This window comes from Micromonospora parva, assembly GCF_000718515.1.
Classification (GTDB): Bacteria; Actinomycetota; Actinomycetes; order Mycobacteriales; family Micromonosporaceae; genus Micromonospora; species Micromonospora parva.
In genome coordinates this window covers 240063-265553 of sequence record NZ_JNZS01000005.1, presented here as the reverse complement: position 1 = coordinate 265553, position 25491 = coordinate 240063, and the positions used below count along the sequence as shown (strand labels likewise).

Below are 25491 nucleotides of genomic sequence, written 5' to 3'. Positions count from 1 at the left end.
CGTGGATGTCGAGCTGCGCGCCTCCGACGACGACCGCAACCGGGTGGTCGCCGCGCTGCACCAACACACCGCGGCGGGCCGGCTGACCTTGGACGAGTTCTCCGAGCGGGCCGGTGCGGTGTGGACCGCGCGCACCCTCGGCGACCTGGCCGCGCTGACCCGCGACCTACCGGCCCTGCCGGACCCGGTCGTCGACGCCGACTCGGTCGGGCGCGGGCGTCAGGAGTTGCTGATGGTCTTCGCCGCCGCGGCGCTCACCCTGCTGCTGCTCGGCGGCCTGCTCGCCGTCACCCGCTGATCCGGGCCGCCCGACGGTGAACTGATCGCGCGATCAGTCCGTACCAGTGGGCGGACGGGCAACCGGCAGGTACGGCTGCCCGGTCCAGACGCGATCCGGTCCGGACCGAGGAGGCACCACAGACATGGCACCGCTCAGATCCGCCCATCGCCGACTGGGCAATCGGACCCACCGAGCGGCGTTGCTGCTCATCGCGATCATCGCGGGGGTCGGTGTCCTGCCCGGAGTGGCCGTCGCCGCGCCCGCCGGTGGTCAACAGCTCAACGCCGCCGACATGACACTGCTCAACGGGGTACGGCTGGCCGGACTGTGGGAGATGCCAGCCGGCCAGATGGCCGCCGAGAAGGGACAGTCGGCGAAGGTCCGGGAGATCGGCGCCGGCATCGCGAACGAGCACCAGAAGCTCGACGAACTCGTCGTGGAGGCGGCCAACAAACTCGGCGCGACCATCCCCTCCGAGCCGACGGCCGAGCAGAAGGGCTGGCTGGCGGAGATGCAGAAGGCGTCCGGCGCCCGCTTCGACCAGATCTTCGTCACCCGGCTCCGGGTCGCCCACGGCAAGATCTTCCCGGTGATCGGGGCGGTCCGGGCCAGCACCCGGGACGCCACGGTCCGCAAGCTCTGCGAGGACGCCAACGGATTCGTCCAGCACCACATGCAGATGCTGGAGAGCACCGGCCTGGTCCGCTGGCCGGAGCTGCCGCCGGCCGCGCTGCCCGCCCCGGGTGAGGACGGGCTGCTGGCCGCCGCCTCCGCAAACACCGGCCCGCAGGTCGGGGTCAGCAGCACCGTCGTCTGGCTGGTCTTCCTCGCCGCGCTGGGCACTGGCGGAATCGCCACGTACCGGATGTTGCGCCGCAACTGACGGTCAGCGGTGGCGGCGGTTGGTGGCTCGCGTCAGCGGTCTACCTGGGTGAAGTCCCAGGAGTGCGGGGCGCGGGCCACCAGCAGGGCGGGCGGGTCCGGCAGCGGGCGAGGGTTGCTGCGCCACTTGGAGATGACCACCACGCGGTGGTCGGTGGAGGAGAAGACCTCGCTGGAGACGTGGAGCGGGTCGTGCTCCACCTCGGGCAGGGCGGTGTCGCACACCCAGGTGATCAGGTCGGCGACGCCGTACGCCTCGGCGCGCGCCTCCCACATCCGCACGATCATGTCCGCCGCTCCCGTCACACGCTGACTGTGGTCAGCGGCAGCGCCGAATCGGCCGGCAGGTCCAGTCTGCTCGGCGCGACCCCGGCGGCGACCAGGTGCGAACCGAGCGCGGCCACCATCGCACCGTTGTCGGTGCACAGCTTCGGCCGGGGCACCCGGACCTGGATGCCGTACTTCTCGGCCCGCTGCTCGGCCATCGCCCGCAGCCGGGAGTTCGCCGCCACTCCCCCGCCGATGACCAGGGTCTCGATGCCCTGGGCGCGGCAGGCGGCGAGCGCCTTGCTGGTGAGGACGTCGCAGACCGCCTCCTGGAAGGACGCGGCCACGTCGGCCACCGGCACCGGCTCGCCGGCGCGCTGACGGGCCTCGACCCACCGGGCCACCGCCGTCTTCAGACCGGAGAACGAGAAGTCGTACCGGTGGGCGGCGAGGTCCTTGGCGGCGGTCAGGCCCCGGGGGAAGGCGATCGAGGCGGCGTCGCCGGCCCGGGCCTCCCGGTCGATGGGGGGACCGCCCGGGAACGGCAACCCGAGCAGCCGGGCGACCTTGTCGAACGCCTCGCCGGCCGCGTCGTCGATGGTGGCGCCCAGCGGGGTGACACCCCGGGCCAGGTCGTCGACGAGCAGGAGGGACGAGTGGCCGCCGGACACCAGCAGCGCGATGGCGGGCTCGGGCAGCGGGCCGTGCTCAAGGGTGTCCACCGCGACGTGCGCGGCGAGATGGTTGACGCCGTAGACGGGTTTCTCGGCGGCGAGCGCGTACCCCTTGGCGGCGGCGACACCGACCAGCAGCGCGCCGGCCAGTCCCGGCCCGGAGGTGACGGCGATCGCGTCGATGTCGGCAAGCGTCACGCCGGCCTCGGTCAGTGCCCGGTCCATGGTCGGCACGATGGCCTCCAGGTGTGCCCGGCTGGCCACCTCCGGCACCACACCGCCGAACCGGGCGTGTTCCTCGACGCTGGAGGCGAGCGCGTCGGCCAGCAGGGTGTGTCCCCGCACGATGCCGACGCCGGTCTCGTCGCAGGAGGTCTCGATACCCAGGATCAGTGGTTCGTCAGCCATGGTCGCGTGGTCCGTCCCCGGTCAGCTCGGCGTCGCGCCGCATGACCAGCGCGTCGGTGTTGCTTGGTTGGTAGTAGCCGCGGCGCACCCCGATCGGCTCGAACCCGTACGTCGCGTAGAGCCGCTGTGCCGCGGCGTTGTCCACGGCGACCTCCAACAGGGCGCTGCGGGCGTCGCGCCGGGCCGCCTCGGCGAGCAACTCCTCCAGCAGGGCGCGGCCCACACCGCGCCGCTGGGCGTCCCGGCGCACGGCGATGTTCTGCACCCAGACCTCGTCCGGGGGTACGCCGGCGAGTCCGGCGTAGCCGAGCACCGAACCATCCGGGTCGACGGCGACCCGGTAGTGGTGGCCGTTGGCGAGTTCGCTCCAGAACATGGCGGGCGACCACTGCTCGGCGCCGAAGAGGTCCGCCTCGATCGGCAGCACGTCGTCGATGTGCCACCAGCGGAACGGTTCGAGCCGTACCGCCGTCATGGCAGGACCGGTTTGCGGCCGGTCGCCGCCACCGCGTCGGGGCGGCGCAGGTAGAGCGGAGTGAGCCGCTCGCTGGGCGCGCCCGCCCGGATCCGCTCGGCGGCGAGCAGCGCCAGCACTGTCGCATCCGGGTAGCGCGGCTCGACCCGGACGGGCAGGTCCAGGACCTCGGCGTACCGGTGCGCCCCGTCACCGACAGCGATCGTCGCGCCCAGTTCGCGGGCGCGCGCGGCGGCGACCGCCGGTGCGGACACCTCAGGCCCGACGATCCGCTGACCGGCGCCGTCGTAGACGGCCCAGTAGAGCTCCTTGCGCCGCGCATCGCTGCCCGCCAGGACGGGCGCGCCGGACGCCGCCGGGTAGCCGATGGCGTCCAACGAACAGACACCGTACGTGGGGATGCCGAGCACCTGACCCATGGTCGCGGCGGTGACCAGCCCGACCCGCAGCCCGGTGAACGGTCCCGGGCCGAGCCCGGCGACGATGGCGGTCAGGTCACGCGGACGCGCGTCGGCGTCGGCGAGGACCGCGTCCACCTGGGGCGCGAGCAGCTCACCGTGCGCGCGGGCATCGACGGTGCACCGCTGCGCCCGCGACGCCACGCCGTCTGCCGAGACCTCCACCAGCGCCGCGGTGACCGCGGGCGTCGAGCTGTCCACCACGAGTACGAGCACGGTAAGCCAGCCTAGCCGCCCCGCCCCGCGCCCCGGTCACGCCCCGCCCCGCCACCGCCTTCGGCCCTCGCCCCGCCCTCGCCTCACCGCCCGCCTTCGGCCCTCGCCCCGGCCCGCTCGCCCCGCTCGCGCTGCCCGCCGCCGTAGCCCGTCCGGCGGTCGGGCCCACCGCGTAGTTACTTACGGACGAGCGCTGGAGCCACATCCGCTATTGAGCGTGATGTCTGTGAGTCATCGTGATGACGCACAGACATCACGCTCAATGAAGTGAAGCCCGCCATCCCGCGAGCCTGCCCATGAGCTCGGCGATTCTCGGCGTCAGATCGGCCGTTAGCCGCCGATCTGCCGTACCGGGATCGCGGGCATCTCGCCCGCGGCCCACCATGCCGGGATGTCATCGACTCGCCTTGCCACCCTTCTCGGCACTGCCGTGCGGCAGCAACGACATCTGCGCGATCTGAGCCAGCGTCAGTTGGCCGCGCTCGCTGAGGTCGACCAGGCGGTGGTGGCCCGGCTCGAACGCGGCAAGCGAGCGCCCAGCATCGCGGTGCTGGAGCGGTTGCTTGCCGCGATGGACGTGCAGTTGGTGGTCGGGGTCGAGCCGTTGGACGCGCACCTCGACGCCCAGATCGACGACCTGGCCGCCCGGCCGATCGCCGAGCGGATCGACGGGTTGGGGCTGAATCGGCTACTGGATCGACTCACCGACTTCCCGCAGGTGATCACCGGGTGCACCGCGGCGTTGCTACAGGGCGCGCCGGTGCCGGTCGACGCACTGGAGATCGCCCTGCGCTGGCAGGACGCCAAAGCGTTCACCCGGTGGCTGGAGGCGAACTACGGCCAGCGGTGGAACGCCCGCTGGGGTGAGTTCGGCGGAGTGTGGTTGGAGCCCGAGGAGCCGGGCGAACACCTGTGGTCGACCCGCTACGGGGAGGTCAGGGCCACGATGTGCGACGAACTGCCCGAGACCATCGAGGTATGCCACGGCGGGCGGAGTTACCGGGTGGTGCCGCTCGTCGAACTGGAGCTGAGCGAGCCACGCTCCGCCGAACTGTTACGCCGCTACCGGCGCCGGCAGTTGGCCAGCGACGGCTGAGCCAACTGCCGGCCGAACCAGCCGCCGGCCGAGTCACCGGTCAGCCGGCGGTGCGCTCCCAGTCGATGGTGGGCAGGCCGGCGTCGGCGAGCGCCTTGTTGGCGGCGCTGAACGGACGGCTGCCCAGGAAGCCACGCGGGTTCATCGGGCTGGGGTGGCCCGCCTCCAGCACCACGTGCTGCGGATTGGTGACCAGCGCGGCCTTCTTACGGGCGTAGCCACCCCAGAGCAGGAAGACCACCCGCTCCGGTGCCGCGTCCAGCGCACGGATCGTCGCGTCGGTGAACTCTTCCCACCCGGCGTTGGCGTGCGAGCCAGGGGTGGCCTGCCGGACGGTCAGCACCGCGTTGAGCAGCAGCACACCCTGCGCGGCCCAACCGTTGAGGTTGCCGCCACGCGGCTTGGGAACACCCACGTCCTCGCCCAACTCCTTGAAGACGTTGCGCAACGACGGCGGAACCGTCACCCCGTCACGGACGCTGAAGCTCAACCCGTGTGCCTGCCCGGCCCGGTGGTAGGGATCCTGCCCCAGGATCAGCACCCGGGTGCCCTGCGGCGGGCAGAGCCGGTAGGCCGAGAACAGGTCCTCCAGCGGCGGGAAGACGGTCTGCGTCGCGTACTCCCGGGCGACGAACTCGCCCAGCGCGGCGGTGCGGGCCGGGTCGAGGTGCGGGGTGAGCACGGCACGCCACTGCTCCGGCAGCAGGGCCAGCAGATCCAGGGCGGGAGCGTCGTCGGGCATCAGGAACCTCTCACAGCGCGGGTCGGACCCCCGCACTCTAGGCATCGGGTACGACAGCCGCCGAGCTAGCCCAGATCGGCGAGCCGCCGGGCCCAGTCGCCGCCGACCGGGTCCAGCTCCACGATGCGGGTGTCGTCGTCGCGGCGGTCGATGCGAACCCGCAGGTGCGCGTCCACCAACTGCTCCACCAGGCCCTCGCCCCACTCCACCACGGTCACCGAGTCGTCCACCGACGCGTCGAGGTCCAGGTCGTCGATCTCGGCGCGCGGATCGGTGGCGTCACCCAACCGGTACGCGTCGGCGTGCACCAGTGCCACCCGACCGCCCCGGGCCGGATCGGGTCGGTGCACCCGGGCGATCACGAAGGTCGGCGACGTGATGTCCCCGAGGACACCGAGCCCGGCGCCGATGCCCTGGGTGAGCGCGGTCTTGCCGGCACCCAACGGGCCGGTCAGCAGCACCAGGTCGCCGGCGCGCAGCAGCCCGGCCAGCCGTCGGCCGAAATCCCGGGTGTCCTCGACAGCCGGCAGCTTGACGACGTGACTCACCGTTCCTCCCCGCTCTGCAATGACTCCAAAAACCGCGCCAGGGCGGCGTTGACCTCGTCCGCGTGCTCCAACATCACCACGTGACCGCTGTCCTTGATCTTCACGAACTCGGCGTGCGGCAACCGGCGGACGATCTCCTCGGAGTGGGTCACCGGAGTGATCATGTCCTTGTCGCCGACCACCACCAGCACCGGAGTCGCCGCCAGCGCCGCCAGCGCCGGGAAGCGCGAGTGGGTCGCCAGGGTCCGCAGGTAGCGGGTCACCGTGTCGGCCGACGTCCGGGAGTTCATCGCCTCCACGTAGGACACCAGCGACGGGCTGGGCTTGCGGGTGCCGAAGCCGTACTTGCGGGTCAACAGCCAGGCCACGTTCGAGGTGGACTTGCGGGCCTTGTCGATCACCGGCCCGCCGTAGCGGGTGGCGTTGCTGACCATGTAGAGCACCGGGCCACCGACCCGGCCGAGCAGCGCGGGAGCTACCAGCTTGGTCTCCGCGATGAGCCCGCCCGACGTGGCCATCAGAACGGTCCCCACCACCCGGTCGCCGAACAGCTCCGGGAACAACTCGGCGAACGCCATGATGGTCATGCCGCCCATCGAGTGGCCGACCAGCACCAGCGGCCCGTCCGGGGCGGTCCGGTCGATCACCTGGCGCAGCGTCCGGCCGAGCACCGTGAGGTCGTACTCCCCGGTCTCCAACCGGCCGGACCGGCCGTGACCGGGCTGGTCGTACGCCACGATCCGGTAGTCACCGCGGGCGGCGAGCATCTGACGCTGGAAGTGGAACGTGCCCATGTCCAGGCAGAAGCCGTGCACCAGCACCACCGTCGGGCGCCCCGGCACCGGCCGGGTCGGCTCGACCACCTCGACGTGGATGTCGGTGCCGTCCGGCAACTCCAGCCGGAACGCCTCGTCGTACCGCTGCTCGTCGAACGTCTCGTGCGCGTAGCGGTCGGCCGGGTCGGCCTTGAGCCGGCGGACCAGGGTCCGCTCGGTCGCCACCCCGGCCGCCAGCCCCGCCGCGGCCACGCCCACCGCCGCGCCGACGATCCCCGCGACCCGACCAGCTGCCGTGCGGGGTCGTGGGATGCGGTAGCTCATGGCCGTTCGCCGTCGTAGACGCGGGGCACCCGTGTGCCGCCGAACCGGGTGACGATCTCGTAGTTGATGGTGCCGACCGCCTCGGCCCAGTCGTCAGCGGTCGGCTCGCCGTCGACGCCGCTGCCGAAGAGCGTCGCCACGTCGCCGTCGGCCACCGGGTCGTCGCCGCAGTCGAGCACGAACTGGTCCATGCAGACCCGCCCCGAGATCGTCCGGCGTACGCCGCCGAGCTGCACCGGACCGGTGTTGGACGCGTGCCGGGGGACCCCGTCGGCGTACCCGAGCGGCACCACGGCCAGGTTCGCGTCGGCTTGCGTCGTGTAGGCGTGCCCGTAGGAGATGCCGGTGCCGGCGGGCACCCGTTTGGTGAGCATCACCCGGGCGCGGGCGCTCATCGCCGGCCGCAACCCGTACGTCTCGCCGGCCACCGGGGAGAGCCCGTAGATGGCCAGGCCCGGACGGACCAGGTCGAAGTGGGTGTCCGGGCGGGTGAGGGTGGCAGCCGAGTTGGCGAGGTGCCGCCAGCGCGGTCGCAGCCCGGCCCGCTCGACCATGGCCAGCCCCTCGTGGAAGACGGCCAGTTGGCGGTCGGTGGTGGGATGGCCGGGCGAGTCGGCGTACACGAAGTGGCTCCACACGCCGACCACCTCGACCAGGCCGTCGGCCTGCGCCTTCGCGGCGGCGTCCAGCAGCGCCGGCCAGTCGGCGACTGTCGCGCCGCCCCGGGACAACCCCGTGTCGATCTTGAGGTGGAGGCGGGCGGGACGCCCGGCGAGGCGACTCGCGTCGATCATCTCGTCCAGTTGACCCAGGCTGGCCGCGCCGAGGTCCACCCCCGCGCTGACCCCCTCGTGCAGCGGCAAACCGGGCGCGAGCAGCCAGGCCAGCACCGGCACTGTCACGCCGGCCCGGCGCAGGGTGAGCGCCTCGTCGAGGGTGCAGACGCCGAGCCAGTCGGCGCCGCCGTCGAGCGCCGCCCGGGCGGCCGGAAGCATGCCGTGGCCGTACCCGTCGGCCTTCACCACCGCCATCAACTCGGCGGTGGTGCCGGAGCGGAGCCTGCCCACGTTCTCGCGGATGGCGTCAAGATCGACGCGTACCTCGGCCTGCCACATGTGCCCAGCCTACTTTCCGCCGTGATCACGGCGGGCGGCGACGCACGTCCCGGCGCGGCGATCCGCCCAGCACGGCTGGAACGGCCCGTTCAGCCCAGCCGGGCCAACACCGGACGCAACGCGGTGGCCACGTCGGGCGCGGTCACCGGCCCACCCCGGGCCGCCTCCCGCCCGGCGAGCCCGTGCAGGTACGCGGCCGCCGCCGCAGCCCGATCGGCGGGCACCCCGGCCGCCAGCAGCGAGCCGAGCAACCCGGCCAACACGTCGCCGGTGCCGCCGGTGGCCAACGCCGAAGTGCCGGTCGGGTTGACGTACGCCCGACCGTCCGGCGTGCCGATCACCGTGCGGTCACCCTTGAGCAGCACCACCGCGTTCATCCAGGCGGCCAGCCGCAGCGTTGCGCCGACCCGGTCGGCACCGGGTTCCTCACCGCAGAGGCGCGTGAACTCCCGATCATGCGGGGTGACCACGATGGGCGCGTCCCGACCCCGCAGCCGGTCGGCGAGTGAGCCGTCCACCAGCAGGGTCAGGGCGTCGGCGTCGAGCACCACCGGCACCGGGGCGGCCAGCACGGCACGCAGCTCGGCGGCCGCGTCGGCGCCGGTGCCCAGCCCGGAGCCGCAGACCCAGGCCTGCACCCGGCCCGCGTCGGCGACCCGCTCACTGGCGATCACCGAGGGGTGCTGGTGCAGCACCTCGGCGCGGGCGCTGCCGGCGTAGCGGACCAGCCCGGTCGGGCCGGCCAGCGCGCCGCCCACGGAGAGCACCGCCGCGCCGGGGTAGGTCGCCGAGCCGGTCGCGACGCCCACCACGCCCCGGGTGTACTTCTCCGACGCGGGGCCCAGCTCGGGCCACCAGTCGACCAGGTCGGACCACTCGGTGACCCGCAGCGCCGGGGTGCCGCGCAGCCACGGCCGCAGCCCGATGTCGACCAGCTCGACCTGCCCGGCCAGGGCGGCGGCCGGCCCGACCACCAGGGCGGGTTTCAGCGCGCCGAAGGCCACCGTCACGTCGGCGCGCACCGCTGTGGGCCGGCCGGACGCGGACAGCGGTACGTGACCGGTGTCGACAGCGACGCCGCTGGGCACGTCGACCGCCAGCACCGTGGCCCGCTCCCCGTCTCGTCCGCGCAGTTCGTCGAGGCGCTGGACGATCTCGTCCGCGTTCGCCCGTAGCCCACCGGTGCCACCGATGCCGACGATGCCGTCGAGGACCAGGTCGACCGGGCCGGCCGGACCCGGCACCACCCGTCCGCCAGCGGCGCGCAGCGCGGCCAGGCCGGCGGCGTGCGCCCGCCCGGGTGTGACCAGCATCGCGGACACCTGCACACCCCGGCGGGCCAACCGCTCCCCCGCGTACAGCGCGTCGCCACCGTTGTCACCGGAGCCGACCAGCAGCAGCACCCGGCCGCCGTAGACCCCGCCCCGCTCGGTGAGCACGAGCGCCGCCCGGCGGGCCAGGCCGGCGGCGGCCCGCTGCATCAGCGTCCCCTCCGGCAGGGTGCCCATCAGCCCCGCCTCGGCCGCCCGTACGTCGGCCACCCGCCACACCGCTCTCATGCCACCGTGTCCCATTCCGTTCGCGGGCGGGCCCGGTCGGCCCTCCCGGCCGACGTCATCGTTCCGCGACCACCATCGCCGACGCGATCCCGCCGTCGTGCGACAACGAGAGATGCCAGTGGTTGATCCCCCGCGCGTCGGCCGCCTCGGCGACCGTGCCGGAGACGGCCAACCAGGGGCGACCGTCCGGGTCGGCCACGACTTCGCAGTCGTGCCAGCTCAGCCCGGCCGGAGCGCCGAGCGCCTTGGCCACGGCCTCCTTGGCCGCGAACCGGGCGGCGAGCGACTCGGGCGAGCGCGTGCTGCCGGAGCGGGTGTGCCGCTCGGCCTCGGTGAAGACCCGGTCGGCCAGCTGCGGCGTCCGGGCCAGGGCTCGGGCGAACCGCTCGACCAGCACGACGTCGATGCCGACAGCGACGATCACCACACCACCCTACCGGCGGTCGAGGCCGCAGATTAGCCGTCGGGCTCGCGCTGGGCAACGCCTGTGGACACCCCGGGGTACGCCTCGACGCCGGCTGTCCACAGGGCACCACGCGAACTGTGGTGCGCGCCTAACGTCAGCGCGTCGATGCCGATCGTCCACGGGGGTGTGGTCATGACCGACGAGCCGTTCACGGTCCGGCCGGAGGAGTTGCGGGCGGTCGCCGTCCTGCTCGACGACGAGGCGCACCGGTTGGCGGCGGGCCTCGCCGGGTTGCCCGGGCTGGTGGTTGCGGCCCCCGAGTGGCGAGCTGGCGCGGCGCTGGCCGCGTTGGAGGCGGCCGGGCACGCCTGGTTCTGCCGGCTGGGCGCCCAGGTCGCGGCGGCCTCCGGCGGGGTCCGCGCGGCGGCCGAGGCGTACGAGACGGTGGACGAGCGGGCCGCCGACCGGTTCGCCGCGGTGCCCCGGTGAGCGGCGTCGGCTACCGGCAACTGTGGGCTGTCGACCCGCGGGAGTGGTGGGCCGCCGGGGCAGCGTGGGCGGGGTTGACCGGGCCGCTCGATCGGCACGTCGGTGGGCTGCGCGCGTCCGGCGGGCGGTTGCGGGACGGTTGGTCGGGTGCGGCGGCAACGGCGGCGGACCATCGGCTCGCCGTGCTGCGTGCCGAGCTGGCCTCGATCGCACCCGCGCTGATCGAGGCCGACCAGGTGCTGGCCGAGCTGGCCGGTCGGCTGACGGCGGCTAAGGCACGGCTCAACGAGGCGGTCGCCCAGGCCGACGCGGCCGGCCTGCTGGTGGACCGCTCGGGTGGGGTGCGGGTCGATCCGGCCCGCGCCCAGCCCACCGAGCGGGCCGGGGTGGCAGCGGCCGGAGTCGCCGCGGCCCTGCGCCGCGCGCTCGACGGGGCGGCCACTGCCGACCGGGTCGCCGCCGCTCGGTTGGCCGAGCTGGCCCGGGCCGCCGGCACCGGCTGGGCGTCCCCGCCACCTCCCGGCCGGCCGGCCCCCGGTGCCGCGCCCGCGCTGGTCAGCGCCTGGTGGTCCGGGTTGACCCCGGCCCAGCGACGGTGGCTGATCGGGCGCGAACCGGCGCTGGTCGGCCGGTTGGACGGGGTGCCGGTGGCCGCCCGCGACCAGGCGAACCGGTTACAGCTCGACGGGTGGCGAGCGGAGTTGCTGGCCGAGCGTCGACGGCTGCTGTCCCGGGTGCCGCCGGGGCCGCTCGCGTCGTTGCGGCTGCACGCGGTGGCCGGGCGGCTGGCCGGCCTGGACGCGCTGGTCGACCGGTTGACCTCCGGCGGGGCACCACGGGCGTACCTGCTCGGGTTGGATCCGGGCGGTGAGGGCCGGGTGGTGGTGGCGCTCGGCGACCCGGACCACGCCGACCGGGTGTTGACCCACGTGCCGGGGATGACCGCCGGGCTGGACGACGCAGCCGGCGAGCTGGGGCGAGCGGCCCGGGTGCTGGAGCGGTGCGCCGCGCTCGCCCCGGGCGAGCGCAGCGCGGCGGTGCTCTGGTTGGACTACGACGCCCCGGACCTGCTGAACGAGGCCGCCTCGACGGGTCAGGCCCGGGACGCCGGCGGGGCGTTGCACCGTTTCCAGGAGGGGCTGCGCGCCAGCCACGACGGGCCACCGGCCCGGCAGACGGTGCTCGGGCACAGCTACGGGTCGGTGGTGGTGGGTGTGGCCGCCCGGGAGCACGGGCTCGACGCCGACGCGCTGGTCTTCGTCGGCTCGCCCGGTGTCGGCGCGTCGCACGCCGGCGAGCTGGGCGTGCCAGCCGGGGAGGTCTGGGCGAGCACCGCCCCCGACGACGTGATCCGGGCGGCCCGACCACCGGAGGAGCTGGGCCGCAGGGCCCTGCTGCGTACGGTGCCGCTGGCCGCCGTGGTGGGCTGGCTGGGGCAGAGCGGGCACGAGCTGTGGTTCGGGCACGACCCGTCGGATCCCGGGTTCGGCGGCCGGGTCTTCGGCAGTGGGCGAGGCGGTCACACCGGTTACTGGGACCCGGGCAATCCCGCGCTGGACGGGATGGCCCGGGTCGTGCTGGGCCGCTGAGGCCTACTCGACGGTGACCGACTTGGCCAGGTTGCGGGGCTGGTCCACGTCGTGCCCCCGGGCGGCGGCGATCTCGGCGGCGAGCACCTGCAACGGCACGGTGGTGACGAGCGGGGCCAGCAGGGTGGGCGTACGCGGCACGTAGATCAGGTGGTCGGCGTACCGGACGACGGCCTCGTCACCTTCCTCCGCGATGACGATGGTCCGCGCGCCACGAGCCCGGACCTCCTGGATGTTGGAGACGACCTTGTCGTGCAGCATGCCCCGGCCGACCGGCGAGGGCACCACGCAGATCACCGGGGTGCCCTTGTCGATCAGGGCGATCGGGCCGTGCTTCAGCTCACCGGCGGCGAAGCCCTCGGCGTGCATGTACGCCAGCTCCTTGAGCTTCAGCGCACCCTCCAGGGCCACCGGGTAGCCGACGTGCCGGCCGATGAACAGCACTGTCGGCTCGGACTTCAGGTCCCGGGCCAGCTCGCGGACGGGTTCGATCCGGCCGAGCAGCTCCCGCAGCTTGCCGGGAATCTCCTGCAGCTGCGCGACCACCGCGCCCACCTCGTCGGCGAACTTGATCCCGCGCACCTGGGCCAGGTGCAGGCCGATCAGGTAGCAGGCGACGACCTGGGTGAGGAACGCCTTGGTGGAGGCGACGGCGATCTCCGGCCCACCGTGGGTGTAGAGCACGGCGTCGGACTCGCGGGGGATGGTCGAGCCGTTGGTGTTGCAGATCGCCAGCACCCGGGCCTTCTGCTCCTTGGCGTGGCGCAGCGCCATCAGGGTGTCCATCGTCTCGCCGGACTGCGAGATCACCACGATCAGCGTGGACCGGTCGAGGACCGGGTCGCGGTAGCGGAACTCGCTGGCCAGCTCCACCTCACAGGGGATCCGGGTCCAGTGCTCGATGGCGTACTTGGCGACCATGCCGGCGTGGTACGCCGTGCCGCAGGCCACGATGAAGATCTTGTCGACGTCGCGCAGATCCTGGTCGCTGAGGCGGACCTCGTCGAGGCCGATCTCACCGGTCTCGGTGAGCCGGCCCAGCAGCGTGTCGGCGATGGCCTGCGGCTGCTCCTCGATCTCCTTGAGCATGAACCAGTCGTAGCCGCCCTTCTCCGCGGCCGAGGAGTCCCAGTCGATGTGAAAGTCCTTGCCGGCGGCGGGCTGGCCCTCGAAGTCGGTGATCTCGATGCTGTCACCGGTGATCAGTACGATCTGGTCCTGGCCCAGCTCGACCGCTTCCCGGGTGTGCTCGATGAACGCGGCCACGTCGCTGGCCAGGTAGTTCTCCCCGTCGCCGCGGCCAACCACCAGCGGCGAGTTGCGTCGGGCGCCGACCACCGCACCGGGCACGGCGGCGTCGACGGCGAGCAGGGTGAACGCGCCCTCCAGTCGCTGGCAGACCACGCGCATGCCGGCGGCGAGCAGCTGCGGGCTGTCCGGCTGGCCGGCGGCGCGCAGGTCGGCCAGCGCGGCGGCGAGCAGGTGCGCTGCGCACTCGGTGTCGGTGTCGCTGGTGAACTGGACGCCGTCGGCCTCCAGCTCGGCGCGGAGCTTGGCGAAGTTCTCGATGATGCCGTTGTGGATCACCGCGACCCGCCCGTCCGGGGCGACGTGTGGGTGGGCGTTGCGGTCGGTCGGGCCGCCGTGGGTGGCCCACCGGGTGTGCCCGATGCCGGTGGTGCCGTCACCGATGCCGATCGGGCTGGCCGCGCAGGAGGTCGGGTCGTCGGCGGCCCGCTCGGAGAGCACCTTCTCCAGGTTGGCCAGCTTGCCGGCCTTCTTCTCGGTCAGCAGCCGGTCTTCGCAGACGATCGCCACGCCCGCCGAGTCGTAGCCGCGATACTCCAGTCGCCGCAGCCCGTCGAGGACGATGCCGAGTGCGGGGCGCGCGCCCGCGTATCCCACGATTCCACACATGGCCCGCAGCCTAACCCAGTTTCACTCATGATGGGTGCTCGAAAGTCGGGTAAACGAACATCAAGTTTGAGCAAACCGCCGAGGCGGCAACGACGACCGACGCGGAAACCCGACCTGAGGTGCCGCGATGCGCCCGACGCCCCCACCTACCCGTACAGCGAGACCGCAAGCAGCGACCCGCCAGCTGCTTCGGCCGAATCTCCGAGGTCGAGCTGACAGGGCAGGCCCCGTAGGCTGGCGGCGTGACGACGAGCACCGATGTCGACCCGCTGGTGGCCCGGATGCGGCCGTTCGGCACGACGATCTTCGCCGAGATGTCCGCCCTCGCCGTACGCACCGGCGCGGTCAACCTCGGGCAGGGGTTTCCGGACACCGACGGCCCGCCGGAGATGCTGGCCGCCGCCGCCGAGGCGCTGCGCGGCGGGCAGAACCAGTACCCGCCCGGCCCGGGGATCCCCGCCCTGCGCGCGGCCGTCGCGGCCCACCAGCGGCGGTTCTACGACCTGGCGTACGACCCGGACGGCGAGATCGTGATCACGGCGGGTGCTACCGAGGCGGTCGCGGCGAGCATCCTCGCCCTCTGCGAGCCGGGCGACGAGGTGGTCTGCTTCGAGCCGTACTACGACTCGTACGCCGCCTCGATCGCGCTGGCCGGCGCGGTCCGCCGGCCGGTGACGCTGCGTCCCACGGCCGACGGCCGGTACGCCTTCGACCCGGCGGCGCTGCGCGCGGCGTTCGGCCCGCGCACCCGGCTGGTGCTGCTGAACTCACCGCACAATCCGACCGGCAAGGTCTTCACCCCGGCCGAGTTGGCGCAGGTCGCCGAGTTGTGCCAGGAGTTCGACGCGTACGCGGTCACCGACGAGGTGTACGAGCACCTGGTGTTCACCGACGCGGCGAGCGCGCACGTGCCGCTGGCCAGCCTCCCCGGAATGTGGGAGCGGACGCTGCGCATCTCGTCGGCGGGCAAGACGTTCTCCTGCACCGGGTGGAAGATCGGCTGGGCGAGCGGCCCGGCGGCGCTGGTCTCGGCGGTGCTGCGGGTGAAGCAGTTCCTCACCTACGTCAACGCCGCACCGCTGCAACCGGCGGTGGCGGTGGCGCTGGCCCTGCCGGACGACTACTACACCGGCTTCCGGGACAGCCTCCAGCAACGGCGTGACCAGCTCGTCGGCGGTCTCACCGACGCCGGGTTCGAGGTGCTCGGCTCGGAGGGGACGTACTTCGTCACCGCCGACATCACCGCCCTGGGCGGTCGGGACGGGGCGGAGTTCTGCCGGTCGTTGCCGCAGCGCTGCGGTGTGGTGGCGGTGCCCACCCAGGTCTTCTATGACGACATCGACGCGGGTCGGCGGCTGGTCCGGTTCGCCTTCTGCAAGCGCCCTGACGTGCTGGCCGACGCGGTCACCCGGCTGCGCGGGCTGGCCGAGCACCGCTGAGGTCGGGTCAGCCGGTCGCGCGGGCCGGTCCGGCGCCGTCCGCCGGTGGGGGCGACGACGCGTCGGCGACGGACGCCGCGATCTCCGGTGGTGCGACGGCCAGGGTGGCGAGCAACGCGCCGCCGTCGGCCAACAGCACCGCCTCGGCGTCGTTGACGAAGGCGAGGTCGGCCTCGACGTGCCGGCACGCCGCGGCGAGCAGCAGCCCGACCACCGGGTCAGCGGCCTTGCGACGCAGCCCGTCGAGATTGCGCAACTCGCGAAGCAGGTGCCCGCGTTGGTTGCTGAGCACGGTGCGGACGGTCTGCGCGGAGCCCGATCGGGCCGCGGCGGTGACCTTGAGGAAGAAGTCGTCCCGGAAGCCGCCGCTGCGCGGGCTCGGCTCGTCGAGCCAGCGGCCGAGTTCGGCCCGCCCGGCGGGAGTGATCTGGTAGACCACCCGGTCGGGTTTGACCTGCTGGGCCTGCCGCTCGGCGATCACCAGGCTGTCCCGGGAGAGCCGGTCGAGGATCTGGTACAGGTGGCCGATGTTGAGCGGCCCCCACTGTGGGCCGGCGGCGGCCTCGAAGGCGCTCTTCAACTCGTAGCCGTAGCTCGGGCCGCGCGCGAGTAGCGCGAGGACCGCGTGCTGGATCGCCACCGTCTCCTCCGATCCCACTGACACACTGGGCCAGGTCTTGCATTGTGACAATGTAACGCGCAGAGTGTGGGGAGCACACGGGGAGGCGCGACATGCTCGGGTTCATCTGGGCGCAGCTACGCGGCCGTGCTGGTCGGTCGGTGGCGCTGCTGGCAGGCGTGCTGGTGGCGACCACCGGCTTCGTCGTCCTGACCGGCGCCACCACCACCTCCCGCCTCGAGGTCACCGGCGCTGTCGAGCGCGACACCCGGGCCGCCTACGACATCCTCGTCCGTCCCCAGGGAGCCCGCACGCCGCTGGAGGTCGAACGGGGACTGGTCCGTCCGAACTACCTCTCCGGCCTCTTCGGCGGCATCACCCCCGCGCAGTACGAGCAGGTGAAACAGGTCGCCGGCGTCGACGTGGCCGCGCCGATCGCCATGCTGGGTTACTCGACCTCGTCCGTGACGGTCCGGTTCGACCTGACCGACGCGGTCGATCGTTCCCTGGATCAGCAGGTCATCCGGCTCGACCCCACCTTCACCGCGGAACGCGGGCTCACCACGGCCCCGAGCCGTCCACGCTACGTGTACGTGACCAAGCGACCGCTGCTCTACCCCGAGGGCGGCGACGCGAACTCCTCCTCGATCCCGTACTCGGACGGCCGGATGTACCCGTACGACCAGCAGTGCGGCGATGTCCCACTGGAGGTGCTCCCGGACGGGCGGAGCCAGCCGATCTGCGACCCGCACCTGATCGCAAGGTCGGCGAGCGACGGATGGACCTCCGAGCGAGAGAACTGGAGCGTCGACACCGTTCGACTGTTGCCCGATGGACGCTTCGAAGAGAACAGTTGGCAGTCCGGCCGCGCCCAGCGCGTCGCCACCGACCAACTGGTGGCCACCTACCGGGTGACGGTGCCGTTCCTGCTGGCCGCCGTCGACCCCGAGGCGGAGCAGCGGCTCGTCGGCCTCGACGACGCGGTGATCGAGGGCCGCGCTCTTCGACCCGACGACACGGCCACCGACACCCACCTCCCCATGCATATACCCGAACGGTTCATCCCGGTGTTGAGCACCAGCCGCCCCTACCTCGATGTCACAGTGCGGTCCGCCCTCACCCGGCTGCCGCAGGCGCGCCCCGCCGGGTTGAGCATCCCCGACCTGGAGCAGGCGCTGTCCGGCGCCACCGGGGTCAAGGTCGGGACCGAGGAGTACGCGATCGCCGACGGGTACCGCGACCTGCTGGCCACGGGGATCTCCCCGACCGGCTGCTGCCGGGGTGAGTTGCAGACGATCATTCAAGCGGGTGCCCCGGAGTACGACCGACTCCCCGACGGCACTCTCCGTGCTGGCACCCGACCGCCGTTCGATGCCGAGGCCTTCGGCACCGACAACATCTACAACTTCGACGGGCGTCCGTGGTCGGCCGACGACAACGGCTTCCGCCCGCTGACCGCGGTCCCCATGCAACCGCCAGGGCCGATCGTCCAGGTGCGGGACTGGCGGACCGTCGGCATCTTCGATCCGGAGAAGCTGAGCGGGTTCAGCGACCTGTCCCGGCTCCCGCTGGAGACGTACGAGCCGCCACGCCTCGACGGCGCGGACGAGCGCAGCCGTCAGGCGCTGGGCGGCCGGCCGCTGGAACCGAGCGGCAACCCGGCCGGCTACGTGTCCGCACCGCCCCTGCTGCTCACCAGCCTGGCGGCGGTGCCGAAGCTGATGGAGGGCAGCCCCAGCCCCAGCCGGACGGCGCCGATCAGCGCGATCCGGATCCGGGTCGCCGACGTCTCCGGCTACACCGAACGGTCCGCCGAGCGGGTCCGGCTCATCGCCGAGCGGATCGCCGACACGACCGGGCTGGACGTCGATCTCACCATCGGCTCGTCTCCCGCCCCGCAGACCGTCGAACTACCGGCGGGCCCGTTAGGCCGGCCCGACCTGCGGCTGACCGAGCCGTGGTCCGCACTCGGGATCGCCTCGGTCATCATCAAGGCGGTCGACCGTAAGAGCCTTTTTCTGTTCGGGCTGGTGTTGGTGGTCTGCGCGCTGTTCCTCGGCAACGCGGTCTCCGCCGCCGTCCGGGACCGCCGCCCCGAACTGGCGGTGCTCGCCTGCCTGGGCTGGTCAGCCCGGCGGATCGCGGCGCTGATCCTCGGCGAGGTGGCCGCGCTGGGGCTCGCCGCCGGTCTGCTGGCCCTCGGGCTGGCGTTCCCGTTGGCCGCCGCGCTGAACATCGAGATCGGCTGGCATCAGGCAGCGCTCGCCGTACCGGTGGCTCTGCTGCTGGCGCTGGTGGCGGGCGTGGCCCCGGCGCTGCGGGCTGCGGGCGCGCACCCGGCCGCCGCGCTGCGGCCCATGGTCGCCCCGGCCCGGTGGGTGCGGCGGCCGCGCAACCTGTTCGGGATGGCAGTGGTCAACCTGGTCCGCACCCCCGGGCGCACGCTGCTCGGGGCCGGAGCGCTGGCCATCGGGCTGACCGCGTTGACAGTGGTCAGCGCCGCCGCCTACGCCTTCCGTGGCGCGATCGTCGGCAATCTGCTCGGCGACACCGTTTCGCTGAACGTACGGGGTGCGGACACCCTGGCCGCGGTCGTCACCGTCCTGCTGGGCGCGGGTGCCGTCGCCGATGTGCTGTACCTGAACGTCCGGGACCGCGCCGCCGAGTTGTCCACGCTGCGTGCTGTCGGCTGGACGGACACCGCGCTGAGCCGCCTGGTGGGTTACGAAGGGTTCCTCATCGGCGCGCTCGGGGCGGTGGCCGGCGCGGGGCTCGGGCTCGCCGGGGCCGCCTGGCTGGTCGGCGCGCTGCCGGCCGCCCTGATCATGGTCGCGGCCGCGGTGGCCCTCGGCGGGGTGCTGCTCACCTGTCTGGCGGCGCTCGTGCCGGCCGCGTTGCTGCGCCGGCTCCCGACCGCACGGCTACTCGCGGAGGAGTGACGATGGAGGCAACCACCGGCAGCACGGTCCGGACTGTCGGGCTGAACCGGCAGTTCCGTACCGGCACGGAAAAGTTGACAGCTGTCGACGACGTCTCGTTGGAGATCACGGCCGGGTCGGTGGTGGCGCTGACCGGTCCCAGCGGCTCGGGCAAGTCCACACTGCTGCACCTGATCGGCGCCATCGAGCAGGCCGACAGCGGCACCGTCACCGTCGACGACGTGGAGGTCACCTCGCTGCGTCGTGCCGCGCTGGCCCGCTACCGGCAACGGGTCGGGTTCGTGTTCCAGCGCTATCACCTGCTGCCCGCGCTCACCGTGCTGGACAACGTGATCGCGCCGGTCCTCCCCCGCCGGGGCCGGACCGATCACGCGACGCGGGCCCGCGAACTGCTCGACGCGGTGGGCCTGGCCGGGCGGGAGCGCGCCCTGCCCGCGCAGCTCTCCGGTGGCCAGCAGCAGCGGGTCGCCATCGCCCGGGCCCTGATGGGCGCGCCGGGCCTGCTGCTGGCCGACGAGCCCACCGGCAACCTCGACTCCACCACCGGTGGGCAGATCCTCGACCTGCTGCTCGACCTCCGCGACCGGCACGGCATGACGATCCTGCTGGCCACCCACGAACAGGCCATCGCGGCCCGCTGTGACCGGCTGGTCCGGCTGGCCGACGGACGCGTCACCGAGGACCTCGACCTCACCGACGGCGAGGACCCGGCCGACACGTACGGGCGGGCGACCCAACTGCGGTTGTGAGGCCGCCCGGAGGTGGCCTCAGGCGACCGGGCTCGCGGTGCGGACCAGTTCGGCGATCCGCTCGGCGACCGACCGGGCGGTCGCCTCGGTGGCCGCCTCGACCATCACCCGGACCAGCGGCTCGGTGCCCGACGGGCGCAGCAGCACCCGACCGGTCTCCCCCAGCTCCGCCTCGGCCCGCTCGACCTCGGCGCGGACGGCTGGCGCGGCCGCGCCGATGGTCCGGTCGCCAACCGGGACGTTGATCAGCACCTGGGGCAGCTTGGTGACCACCGAGGCCAGCTCGGCGAGGGACTGGCCGGTGGCCGCCATCCGGGCCATCAGGTGCAGGCCGGTGAGCACCCCGTCGCCGGTGGTGGCGTGCGCGGGCATGACGATGTGGCCGCTCTGCTCACCGCCGAGCGCCAGCCCGGAGGCGCGCAGCTCCTCCAGCACGTACCGGTCGCCGACCTTGGTCTCGATCAGGCGGATGCCCTGCGCGGACATCGCCAGGCGCAGCCCGAGGTTGCTCATCACGGTGGCCACCAGGGTGTCCTGGGTGAGCGTGCCGGCGTCCCGCATGGCCAGCGCGAGGATCGCCATGACCTGGTCGCCGTCCACCTCGTCACCGTCGGCGGTGACCGCCAGGCAGCGATCGGCGTCGCCGTCGTGGGCGATGCCCAGGTGGGCGCCGTGCTCGACCACTGCGGCACGCAGCGCGTCGATGTGGTTGGAGCCACAGTCGTCGTTGATGTTCAGGCCGTCGGGCTCCGCGTAGATGGCGATGACCTCGGCGCCGGCCTCCCGGTAGGCGACCGGGGCGACCTCGGCCGCGGCGCCGTTGGCGCAGTCGACCACGACCTTGATCCCGTCGAGCCGGTGCCCAACGGTGCCCACCAGGTGCTGGACGTAGTGGTCGGCACCGTCGAGCAGGTCGTGCACGCGGCCGACGCCGGCGCCGATCGGCCGGTCCCAGGCGGTGGTGGCGTTCGTCTCGACGGCCGCCTCGATCCGCATCTCGATCTCGTCGGGCAACTTGTGCCCACCGGCGGCGAAGAGCTTGATGCCGTTGTCCGGCATCGGGTTGTGTGACGCGGAGAGCATCACACCCAGGTCGGCCTTGGCCTCGGCGGTGAGGAACGCCACCGCGGGGGTGGGCAGCACACCGACCCGGACGACGTTGGCGCCGGCGCTGGTCAGCCCGGCCACCACGGCGGCCTCCAGCATCTCGCCGCTGGCGCGGGTGTCCCGGCCGACGACGGCGAGCGGCGGGTGGCTGCGGTCCGTCTCGGCGAGTGTGTGCGCGGCGGCCACCGCCACCGCCAGTGCCAACTCCGGGGTGAGATCCGCGTTCGCCCGCCCGCGTACGCCGTCCGTGCCGAACAACCGACCCATACCCGCCAACCTCCGAATGAGCACTGCCTGTGAGGAGAAAGCGGAACGGCCGACCCGCCTCCCTCGACGAGGGGGAGGCGGACCGGCCGTCCGTCAGAAGTACAACGCGCTGGGAAAGATCAGCGCTTCGAGTACTGGGGAGCCTTACGGGCCTTCTTGAGGCCGTACTTCTTGCTCTCCTTGACCCGGGCGTCACGGGTGAGGAAGCCGGCCTTCTTCAGGGCCGGGCGGTCGTCCGGCTCGTTGACGATCAGCGCGCGGGCGATGGCCAGCCGCAGCGCACCGGCCTGGCCGGTGGTGCCGCCGCCACGCAGGTTCGCGATGACGTCGAACTGCTCGGGCTTCTCGGCGGTGACCAGCGGGTCCTTGATGAGCTGCTGGTGCACCTTGCTCGGGAAGTACGCCTCAAGGTCGCGACCGTTGCAGGTGATCTTGCCGGTGCCCGGGACGATGCGGACCCGGACGATGGCCTCCTTGCGGCGGCCCACGGTCTGGATCGGCCGGTCACCACGAGGCGCGCGGGCGACGGGCGCCGGCGCCTCGGTGGCCTCGGGGGCTTCCGGGGCGACCTCGGTCTCGATGATGTCGGTCATGCTGCTTCCTTCGCCCGCGCTCACTGCGCGATCTGCTTGATCTCGAACGGCACCGGCTGCTGCGCGAGGTGCGGGTGCTCGGCACCGGCGTAGACCTTCAGCTTCTTGATCAGCTGACGGCCGAGCTTGTTGTGCGGGAGCATCCCCTTCACAGCCAGCTCGATGGCCCGCTCGGGACGCTTGGTCAGCAGCTCGTCGTAGCCGACCTGCTTCAGACCACCCGGGTAACCGGAGTGGCGGTAAGCGACCTTGGTCTGGCGCTTGTTGCCGGTCAACGCAACCTTGCCCGCGTTCACGATGACGACAAAGTCGCCCGTGTCGACGTGCGGCGCGAAAGTCGGCTTGTGCTTACCACGCAGCAACGTGGCGGCGTGGGTGGCCAGGCGGCCCAGCACGACATCAGAGGCGTCGATGACGTGCCACTGACGCTCGATCTCACCCGGCTTCGGGCTGTACGTACGCACAGGTCTACCTTGTCTCGTCGTCGGTCTGGGGTCGCGCGCCGAGGTGACCAGAGTTAGCAGGCCGGACCAGCGCGCACGAACGACCAAGCGTACCTGATGGGGCACGCCTCTGGATGTCGTACAACAGCAGGCAACGATACCCGGCGCCCCGTCCGCAGGTCAAAACGGGGGTACGGTCCCGCACGATGACGCGCCGAGGGTGGCTCAGCTCACACGTTGGCGAGACGGCCGGCCCTCGGCCGACGGTAGACGACCCAGGTGGCCGCGAAGCACAACGCGTACCAGCCGATGAAGGCCAGGTAGGCGGCGTCGGCGTTGCCCGAGCTGAGGAACGACTGGCGGAACGCGATGTTGACCAGCACGCCACCGGAGGCCCCGATCGCACCCGCGATGCCGATCAACGCGCCGGTCATCCTTCGGGCCCACCGCGCGGCCGCCTCCGGATCGCGCTGGCCGCTGGCCATCGAATCCGCCGCCCGGGCCCGGAAGATCGCCGGGATCATCTTGTAGGTGGAGCCGTTGCCGATGCCGGAGAAGACGAAGAGGGCGAGGAACCCCGCCAGGTAGAGCCCGAACGAGCGCTCCCGGGCGGCGTACAGCACGGTGCTCGCGCCGGCCGCCATCGCGACGAAGTTCCAGAAGGTCACCCGGGCACCGCCCAACCGGTCGGCGAGGTGCCCGCCCAGCGGCCGGATCAGCGAGCCGATCAGCGGGCCCAGGAAGGTCAGCCAGGCGGCGTCGACAGGGGTGGGGAACCGCTCGGCGAACTGGAGCTGAAGCACCTGACCGAAGGCGAAACCGAAGCCGATGAACGAGCCGAAGGTGCCGATGTAGAGCAGCGACATCACCCAGGTGTGCGGGTCGCGGGCCGCCTCACGCAACGCCCCCGGCTCGTTGCGCGCCCCGGGCACGGTGTCCAACCAGCGGGCCGCCGCCAGCGCGGCCAGCACGATCAGCGGCAGGTAGACGGCCGGCACCAACCGGGGGTACGCGGCGCCCGCAGTGGCGAGGACCGCCAGGCCGACCAGTTGCACGGCGGGTACGCCCAGGTTGCCCCCGCCGGCGTTGAGCCCGAGCGCCCGCCCCTTGAGTCGCTGCGGGTAGAACAGGTTGATGTTCGCCATCGAGGAGGCGAAGTTGCCGCCGCCGACCCCGGTGAGGCAGGCGAGCACCATCAGCGTGGAGTAGGACACCCCGGGTTCCAGCAGTACCGTCATCGGCACCGCGGGCACCAGCAACAGCAGTGCGCTGATGATCGTCCAGCGTCGTCCGCCGAAGCGGGCCACCGCCAGCGTGTACGGCAGCCGCAGCACCGCGCCCAGTGCGGCCGGCACGGCGGTGAGCAGGAACTTGCCGGCCGGATCGATGCCGTACGCGGGGCCGAGGAAGAGCACGGTGACCGACCAGAGGCTCCACACCGAGAAGCCGACGTGCTCCGCGAAGATCGAGACCCAGAGGTTGCGTCGGGCGATCGGCGCGCCGGTGGTCTGCCAGAAGTCCGGGTCCTCGGGGCGCCAGTCGTGCAGCGGTTGCCGGCGACCGGTGACGGCAGGCGGCTCGGCGGTGACTGCGGTGCTGGTGAGCGTGCTCACGGCGGCTCCTCCTCGTCGATGTGACGAGGGGAAACGCTAGGAACGCCGGGTTACCTGGCAGTGCCCGTCGCGGGTCGGGCCGGAAACGGGGATCGCACCACGGGCCGGCGGCGGTGGTGAGCACGCGGTGGTGAGCACGCCACCCGGGCCACGTGCTCAGAGCTGTTGGAGAATGCGCAGCGCGCGGCCGACCCGGAGCATGGTGTCGGCGTCGGCGACGTCCACGCACCCGGTGAACCACTTCTTCATCGGTGAGGAGATCCGGTCGGGCATCACCACGTACCGGCCCATCGGCACGGCGAGCGGTGAGTCCCGCAGCAGCGACTCCTCGACCACCTCGACGACGATCACGATGGGTACGTCTGTGGAGTTGTAGACGTCCGAGCTGATCACCAGGCCGAGGCGTTCCCGGGCGCCCTCGATGCGCCAGATCTCACCCCTACGCAGCACGCGGCCGTCCGTCGGAGAACAGGTCGTTGACCATGCCCACCTCGCGGGCGTCGGCGAGGGCGGCGGACTCCAGATCCAGGCTGGCGCGGCCCACGGCGGCGGCGTGCGCGGTGAAGACCTCGCGCAGCGCCTTCTCCCGGGCGGCCTGGTCCATCCACGCGGAGAGCGACAGCCCTTCGCGCTTGGCGAACCGCCGCGCCTCCTCGATCGTCTCGTCCGTGAACGAGAGAGTCACCTTGGCAGTCATGCCGAGCAGATTACCCAGCGGTGTGACCGACAGTCATCCCGGCGCTCACCGGCTCGCTCCCGGGCGACGAAAGGCACATTCCGCCGAGGCTCACCCGACCCGACCACCGAACACCGCGAAACGCCACTCCTTGAAGTAGCAGTCGACGTCGACCAGGCCCGCCTCGGCCAGCCACCGGCACTGGTCGGCCACGGTCGCCGGGCGGTCGTGGCGCATCCGCTCCCGGGACCCCGCGATCTCGTCGGGGGACGCACCCAGCTCCGTGATCCGCTCCAACCACACCTCGTCGTAGCGCCGGTCCAGTTCCGGGGTCGGGCCGGCGACCTGCTCGGCGTTGACGAACACCCCGCCCGGCGCCAGCGCGGCGGCGGCCCGCCGGTAGAGCGCGCGCTTGCCGCCGTCGTCCAGGTGATGGATCGCCAGGGCGCTGACCACCGCGTCGTACCGGCCGGGCGGCAGTTCGTCGGCCAGGTCCGCCCGGACCGCGCGGTGCGGCACGGACCGCGCGGCCAACTGGTCGGTGGCGCGGGCGAGCATCGCCGGGGCTCCGTCCACCACTGTCAGCCGGACTCCGGGCACCGCCGTGGCCAGCAGCAGCGAGAGCAGGCCGGTGCCCGCGCCCAGATCCAACACCTCCGGGGTACGCCCGGCGGCGAGCGCGGCGCGCAGCGGCGGCGCGGCCACCTGGACGGCGGTGCCGTAGAAGGCGTCGAAGCAGGGCACCAGCCGCCTGCGCGCCTCGTCGTAGGTGCCGGCCACCGCGTCGAAGACGTCCGTCACGCCCATCGCAGCCTCCCAAAGTAT

At 72.7% G+C, this 25491-nt stretch carries 27 protein-coding genes; 8 read left to right on the top strand and 19 right to left on the bottom strand.

The features are described from left to right. The first annotated feature begins 1 nt into the window (after position 1). On the top strand, positions 2 to 298 hold the full coding sequence (locus IF22_RS0108240; RefSeq protein WP_030330032.1) for a DUF1707 SHOCT-like domain-containing protein: 297 nt from the start codon (positions 2 to 4) through the stop codon (positions 296 to 298). Positions 299 to 422: 124 nt separating this feature from the next. After that, positions 423 to 1163, top strand: a complete 741-nt coding sequence (locus IF22_RS0108235; protein ID WP_030330030.1) for a DUF4142 domain-containing protein — start codon at positions 423 to 425, stop codon at positions 1161 to 1163. A gap of 32 nt (positions 1164 to 1195) precedes the next feature. Here IF22_RS0108235 and IF22_RS0108230 read toward each other — a convergent pair whose 3' ends face one another. Genes IF22_RS0108230 through tsaB form a run of 4 tightly spaced genes read right to left on the bottom strand, consistent with a single transcriptional unit; the run spans position 1196 to position 3660 of the window. Next, complete coding sequence (locus IF22_RS0108230; protein WP_030330028.1) at positions 1196 to 1450, bottom strand: hypothetical protein; 255 nt, start codon at positions 1448 to 1450, stop codon at positions 1196 to 1198. Positions 1451 to 1464: 14 nt separating this feature from the next. Continuing rightward, complete coding sequence (gene tsaD / locus IF22_RS0108225; protein WP_030330026.1) at positions 1465 to 2511, bottom strand: tRNA (adenosine(37)-N6)-threonylcarbamoyltransferase complex transferase subunit TsaD; 1047 nt, start codon at positions 2509 to 2511, stop codon at positions 1465 to 1467. After that, positions 2504 to 2986, bottom strand: a complete 483-nt coding sequence (rimI, locus tag IF22_RS0108220; protein ID WP_030330024.1) for a ribosomal protein S18-alanine N-acetyltransferase — start codon at positions 2984 to 2986, stop codon at positions 2504 to 2506. The genes tsaD and rimI overlap by 8 nt, the downstream gene beginning before the upstream one ends. Further along, positions 2983 to 3660, bottom strand: coding sequence for a tRNA (adenosine(37)-N6)-threonylcarbamoyltransferase complex dimerization subunit type 1 TsaB (tsaB, locus tag IF22_RS0108215; RefSeq protein WP_030330023.1), 678 nt, complete (start codon positions 3658 to 3660; stop codon positions 2983 to 2985). Before tsaB ends, rimI begins: the two co-directional genes overlap by 4 nt. A 391-nt stretch (positions 3661 to 4051) precedes the next feature. Here tsaB and IF22_RS0108210 point away from each other — a divergent pair, with 391 nt between their 5' ends. Next, complete coding sequence (locus tag IF22_RS0108210; protein ID WP_030330022.1) at positions 4052 to 4756, top strand: helix-turn-helix domain-containing protein; 705 nt, start codon at positions 4052 to 4054, stop codon at positions 4754 to 4756. A 40-nt stretch (positions 4757 to 4796) separates the two neighbouring features. Here IF22_RS0108210 and ung read toward each other — a convergent pair whose 3' ends face one another. From ung to IF22_RS0108180, 6 genes are all read right to left on the bottom strand, one after another. Further along, positions 4797 to 5498 (bottom strand): uracil-DNA glycosylase, encoded by a 702-nt coding sequence (ung, locus tag IF22_RS0108205; protein WP_030330021.1) that lies wholly within the window; start codon positions 5496 to 5498, stop codon positions 4797 to 4799. Between the two features lie 65 nt (positions 5499 to 5563). Next, entirely contained in the window at positions 5564 to 6046 is a 483-nt protein-coding gene (tsaE, locus tag IF22_RS0108200) for a tRNA (adenosine(37)-N6)-threonylcarbamoyltransferase complex ATPase subunit type 1 TsaE (RefSeq protein ID WP_030330020.1), read from the bottom strand. Further along, complete coding sequence (locus tag IF22_RS0108195) at positions 6043 to 7146, bottom strand: alpha/beta fold hydrolase (protein WP_030330019.1); 1104 nt, start codon at positions 7144 to 7146, stop codon at positions 6043 to 6045. Before IF22_RS0108195 ends, tsaE begins: the two co-directional genes overlap by 4 nt. After that, the gene (gene alr, locus IF22_RS0108190) at positions 7143 to 8261 is read right to left on the bottom strand and encodes an alanine racemase (RefSeq protein ID WP_030330018.1); all 1119 of its coding nucleotides are present in this window, start codon (positions 8259 to 8261) and stop codon (positions 7143 to 7145) included. The genes IF22_RS0108195 and alr overlap by 4 nt, the downstream gene beginning before the upstream one ends. Before the next feature lie 89 nt (positions 8262 to 8350). Further along, entirely contained in the window at positions 8351 to 9820 is a 1470-nt protein-coding gene (locus tag IF22_RS0108185) for an NAD(P)H-hydrate dehydratase (RefSeq protein ID WP_030330017.1), read from the bottom strand. Between the two features lie 55 nt (positions 9821 to 9875). Continuing rightward, positions 9876 to 10244 (bottom strand): holo-ACP synthase, encoded by a 369-nt coding sequence (locus IF22_RS0108180; protein ID WP_030330015.1) that lies wholly within the window; start codon positions 10242 to 10244, stop codon positions 9876 to 9878. Between the two features lie 174 nt (positions 10245 to 10418). On the opposite strand from IF22_RS0108180, the gene IF22_RS0108175 reads away from it, so the two are divergent. Continuing rightward, complete coding sequence (locus IF22_RS0108175; protein WP_030330013.1) at positions 10419 to 10715, top strand: hypothetical protein; 297 nt, start codon at positions 10419 to 10421, stop codon at positions 10713 to 10715. Continuing rightward, the gene (locus tag IF22_RS0108170) at positions 10712 to 12304 is read left to right on the top strand and encodes an alpha/beta hydrolase (RefSeq protein WP_030330011.1); all 1593 of its coding nucleotides are present in this window, start codon (positions 10712 to 10714) and stop codon (positions 12302 to 12304) included. Before IF22_RS0108175 ends, IF22_RS0108170 begins: the two co-directional genes overlap by 4 nt. 3 nt (positions 12305 to 12307) lie before the next feature. Here the strand turns inward: IF22_RS0108170 and glmS are convergent, their stop codons facing one another. Then, positions 12308 to 14221, bottom strand: coding sequence for a glutamine--fructose-6-phosphate transaminase (isomerizing) (gene glmS / locus IF22_RS0108165; protein ID WP_030330009.1), 1914 nt, complete (start codon positions 14219 to 14221; stop codon positions 12308 to 12310). Positions 14222 to 14463: 242 nt separating this feature from the next. Between glmS and IF22_RS0108160 the strand changes: the two genes are divergently transcribed. Continuing rightward, the gene (locus tag IF22_RS0108160) at positions 14464 to 15660 is read left to right on the top strand and encodes a pyridoxal phosphate-dependent aminotransferase (protein WP_030330007.1); all 1197 of its coding nucleotides are present in this window, start codon (positions 14464 to 14466) and stop codon (positions 15658 to 15660) included. A gap of 7 nt (positions 15661 to 15667) precedes the next feature. Here the strand turns inward: IF22_RS0108160 and IF22_RS0108155 are convergent, their stop codons facing one another. Further along, the gene (locus IF22_RS0108155) at positions 15668 to 16318 is read right to left on the bottom strand and encodes a PadR family transcriptional regulator (protein WP_167337280.1); all 651 of its coding nucleotides are present in this window, start codon (positions 16316 to 16318) and stop codon (positions 15668 to 15670) included. A gap of 74 nt (positions 16319 to 16392) precedes the next feature. Here IF22_RS0108155 and IF22_RS0108150 point away from each other — a divergent pair, with 74 nt between their 5' ends. Together IF22_RS0108150 and IF22_RS0108145 are read left to right on the top strand one after the other, a co-directional pair. Beyond that, entirely contained in the window at positions 16393 to 19218 is a 2826-nt protein-coding gene (locus IF22_RS0108150; protein ID WP_030330003.1) for an FtsX-like permease family protein, read from the top strand. A 2-nt stretch (positions 19219 to 19220) separates the two neighbouring features. Then, positions 19221 to 19967 (top strand): ABC transporter ATP-binding protein, encoded by a 747-nt coding sequence (locus tag IF22_RS0108145; RefSeq protein WP_051708249.1) that lies wholly within the window; start codon positions 19221 to 19223, stop codon positions 19965 to 19967. A gap of 18 nt (positions 19968 to 19985) precedes the next feature. Here IF22_RS0108145 and glmM read toward each other — a convergent pair whose 3' ends face one another. The 7 genes from glmM to IF22_RS0108110 all read right to left on the bottom strand — a co-directional run bounded on the left by glmM (position 19986) and on the right by IF22_RS0108110 (position 25473). Continuing rightward, entirely contained in the window at positions 19986 to 21341 is a 1356-nt protein-coding gene (gene glmM / locus IF22_RS0108140) for a phosphoglucosamine mutase (RefSeq protein ID WP_030329999.1), read from the bottom strand. 119 nt (positions 21342 to 21460) lie between these two features. Beyond that, positions 21461 to 21934: a 30S ribosomal protein S9 gene (rpsI, locus tag IF22_RS0108135; protein WP_030329997.1), complete on the bottom strand. Its 474-nt coding sequence runs from the start codon at positions 21932 to 21934 to the stop codon at positions 21461 to 21463. 20 nt (positions 21935 to 21954) lie between these two features. Next, positions 21955 to 22398 carry a 50S ribosomal protein L13 gene (gene rplM, locus IF22_RS0108130; protein ID WP_007465158.1) on the bottom strand — a complete coding sequence of 148 codons (444 nt, stop codon included), beginning with the start codon at positions 22396 to 22398 and terminating at the stop codon, positions 21955 to 21957. 209 nt (positions 22399 to 22607) lie between these two features. Next, positions 22608 to 23990, bottom strand: a complete 1383-nt coding sequence (locus tag IF22_RS0108125; protein WP_030329994.1) for a nitrate/nitrite transporter — start codon at positions 23988 to 23990, stop codon at positions 22608 to 22610. 156 nt (positions 23991 to 24146) lie between these two features. After that, a complete protein-coding gene (locus tag IF22_RS0108120; RefSeq protein WP_030329992.1) occupies positions 24147 to 24440 on the bottom strand; it encodes a hypothetical protein in 294 nt (97 codons plus the stop codon). Continuing rightward, the gene (locus tag IF22_RS0108115) at positions 24430 to 24687 is read right to left on the bottom strand and encodes a DUF6364 family protein (protein ID WP_030329990.1); all 258 of its coding nucleotides are present in this window, start codon (positions 24685 to 24687) and stop codon (positions 24430 to 24432) included. Before IF22_RS0108115 ends, IF22_RS0108120 begins: the two co-directional genes overlap by 11 nt. 90 nt (positions 24688 to 24777) lie before the next feature. Beyond that, complete coding sequence (locus IF22_RS0108110; protein WP_030329989.1) at positions 24778 to 25473, bottom strand: class I SAM-dependent methyltransferase; 696 nt, start codon at positions 25471 to 25473, stop codon at positions 24778 to 24780. Between the last annotated feature and the right edge of the window lie 18 nt (positions 25474 to 25491).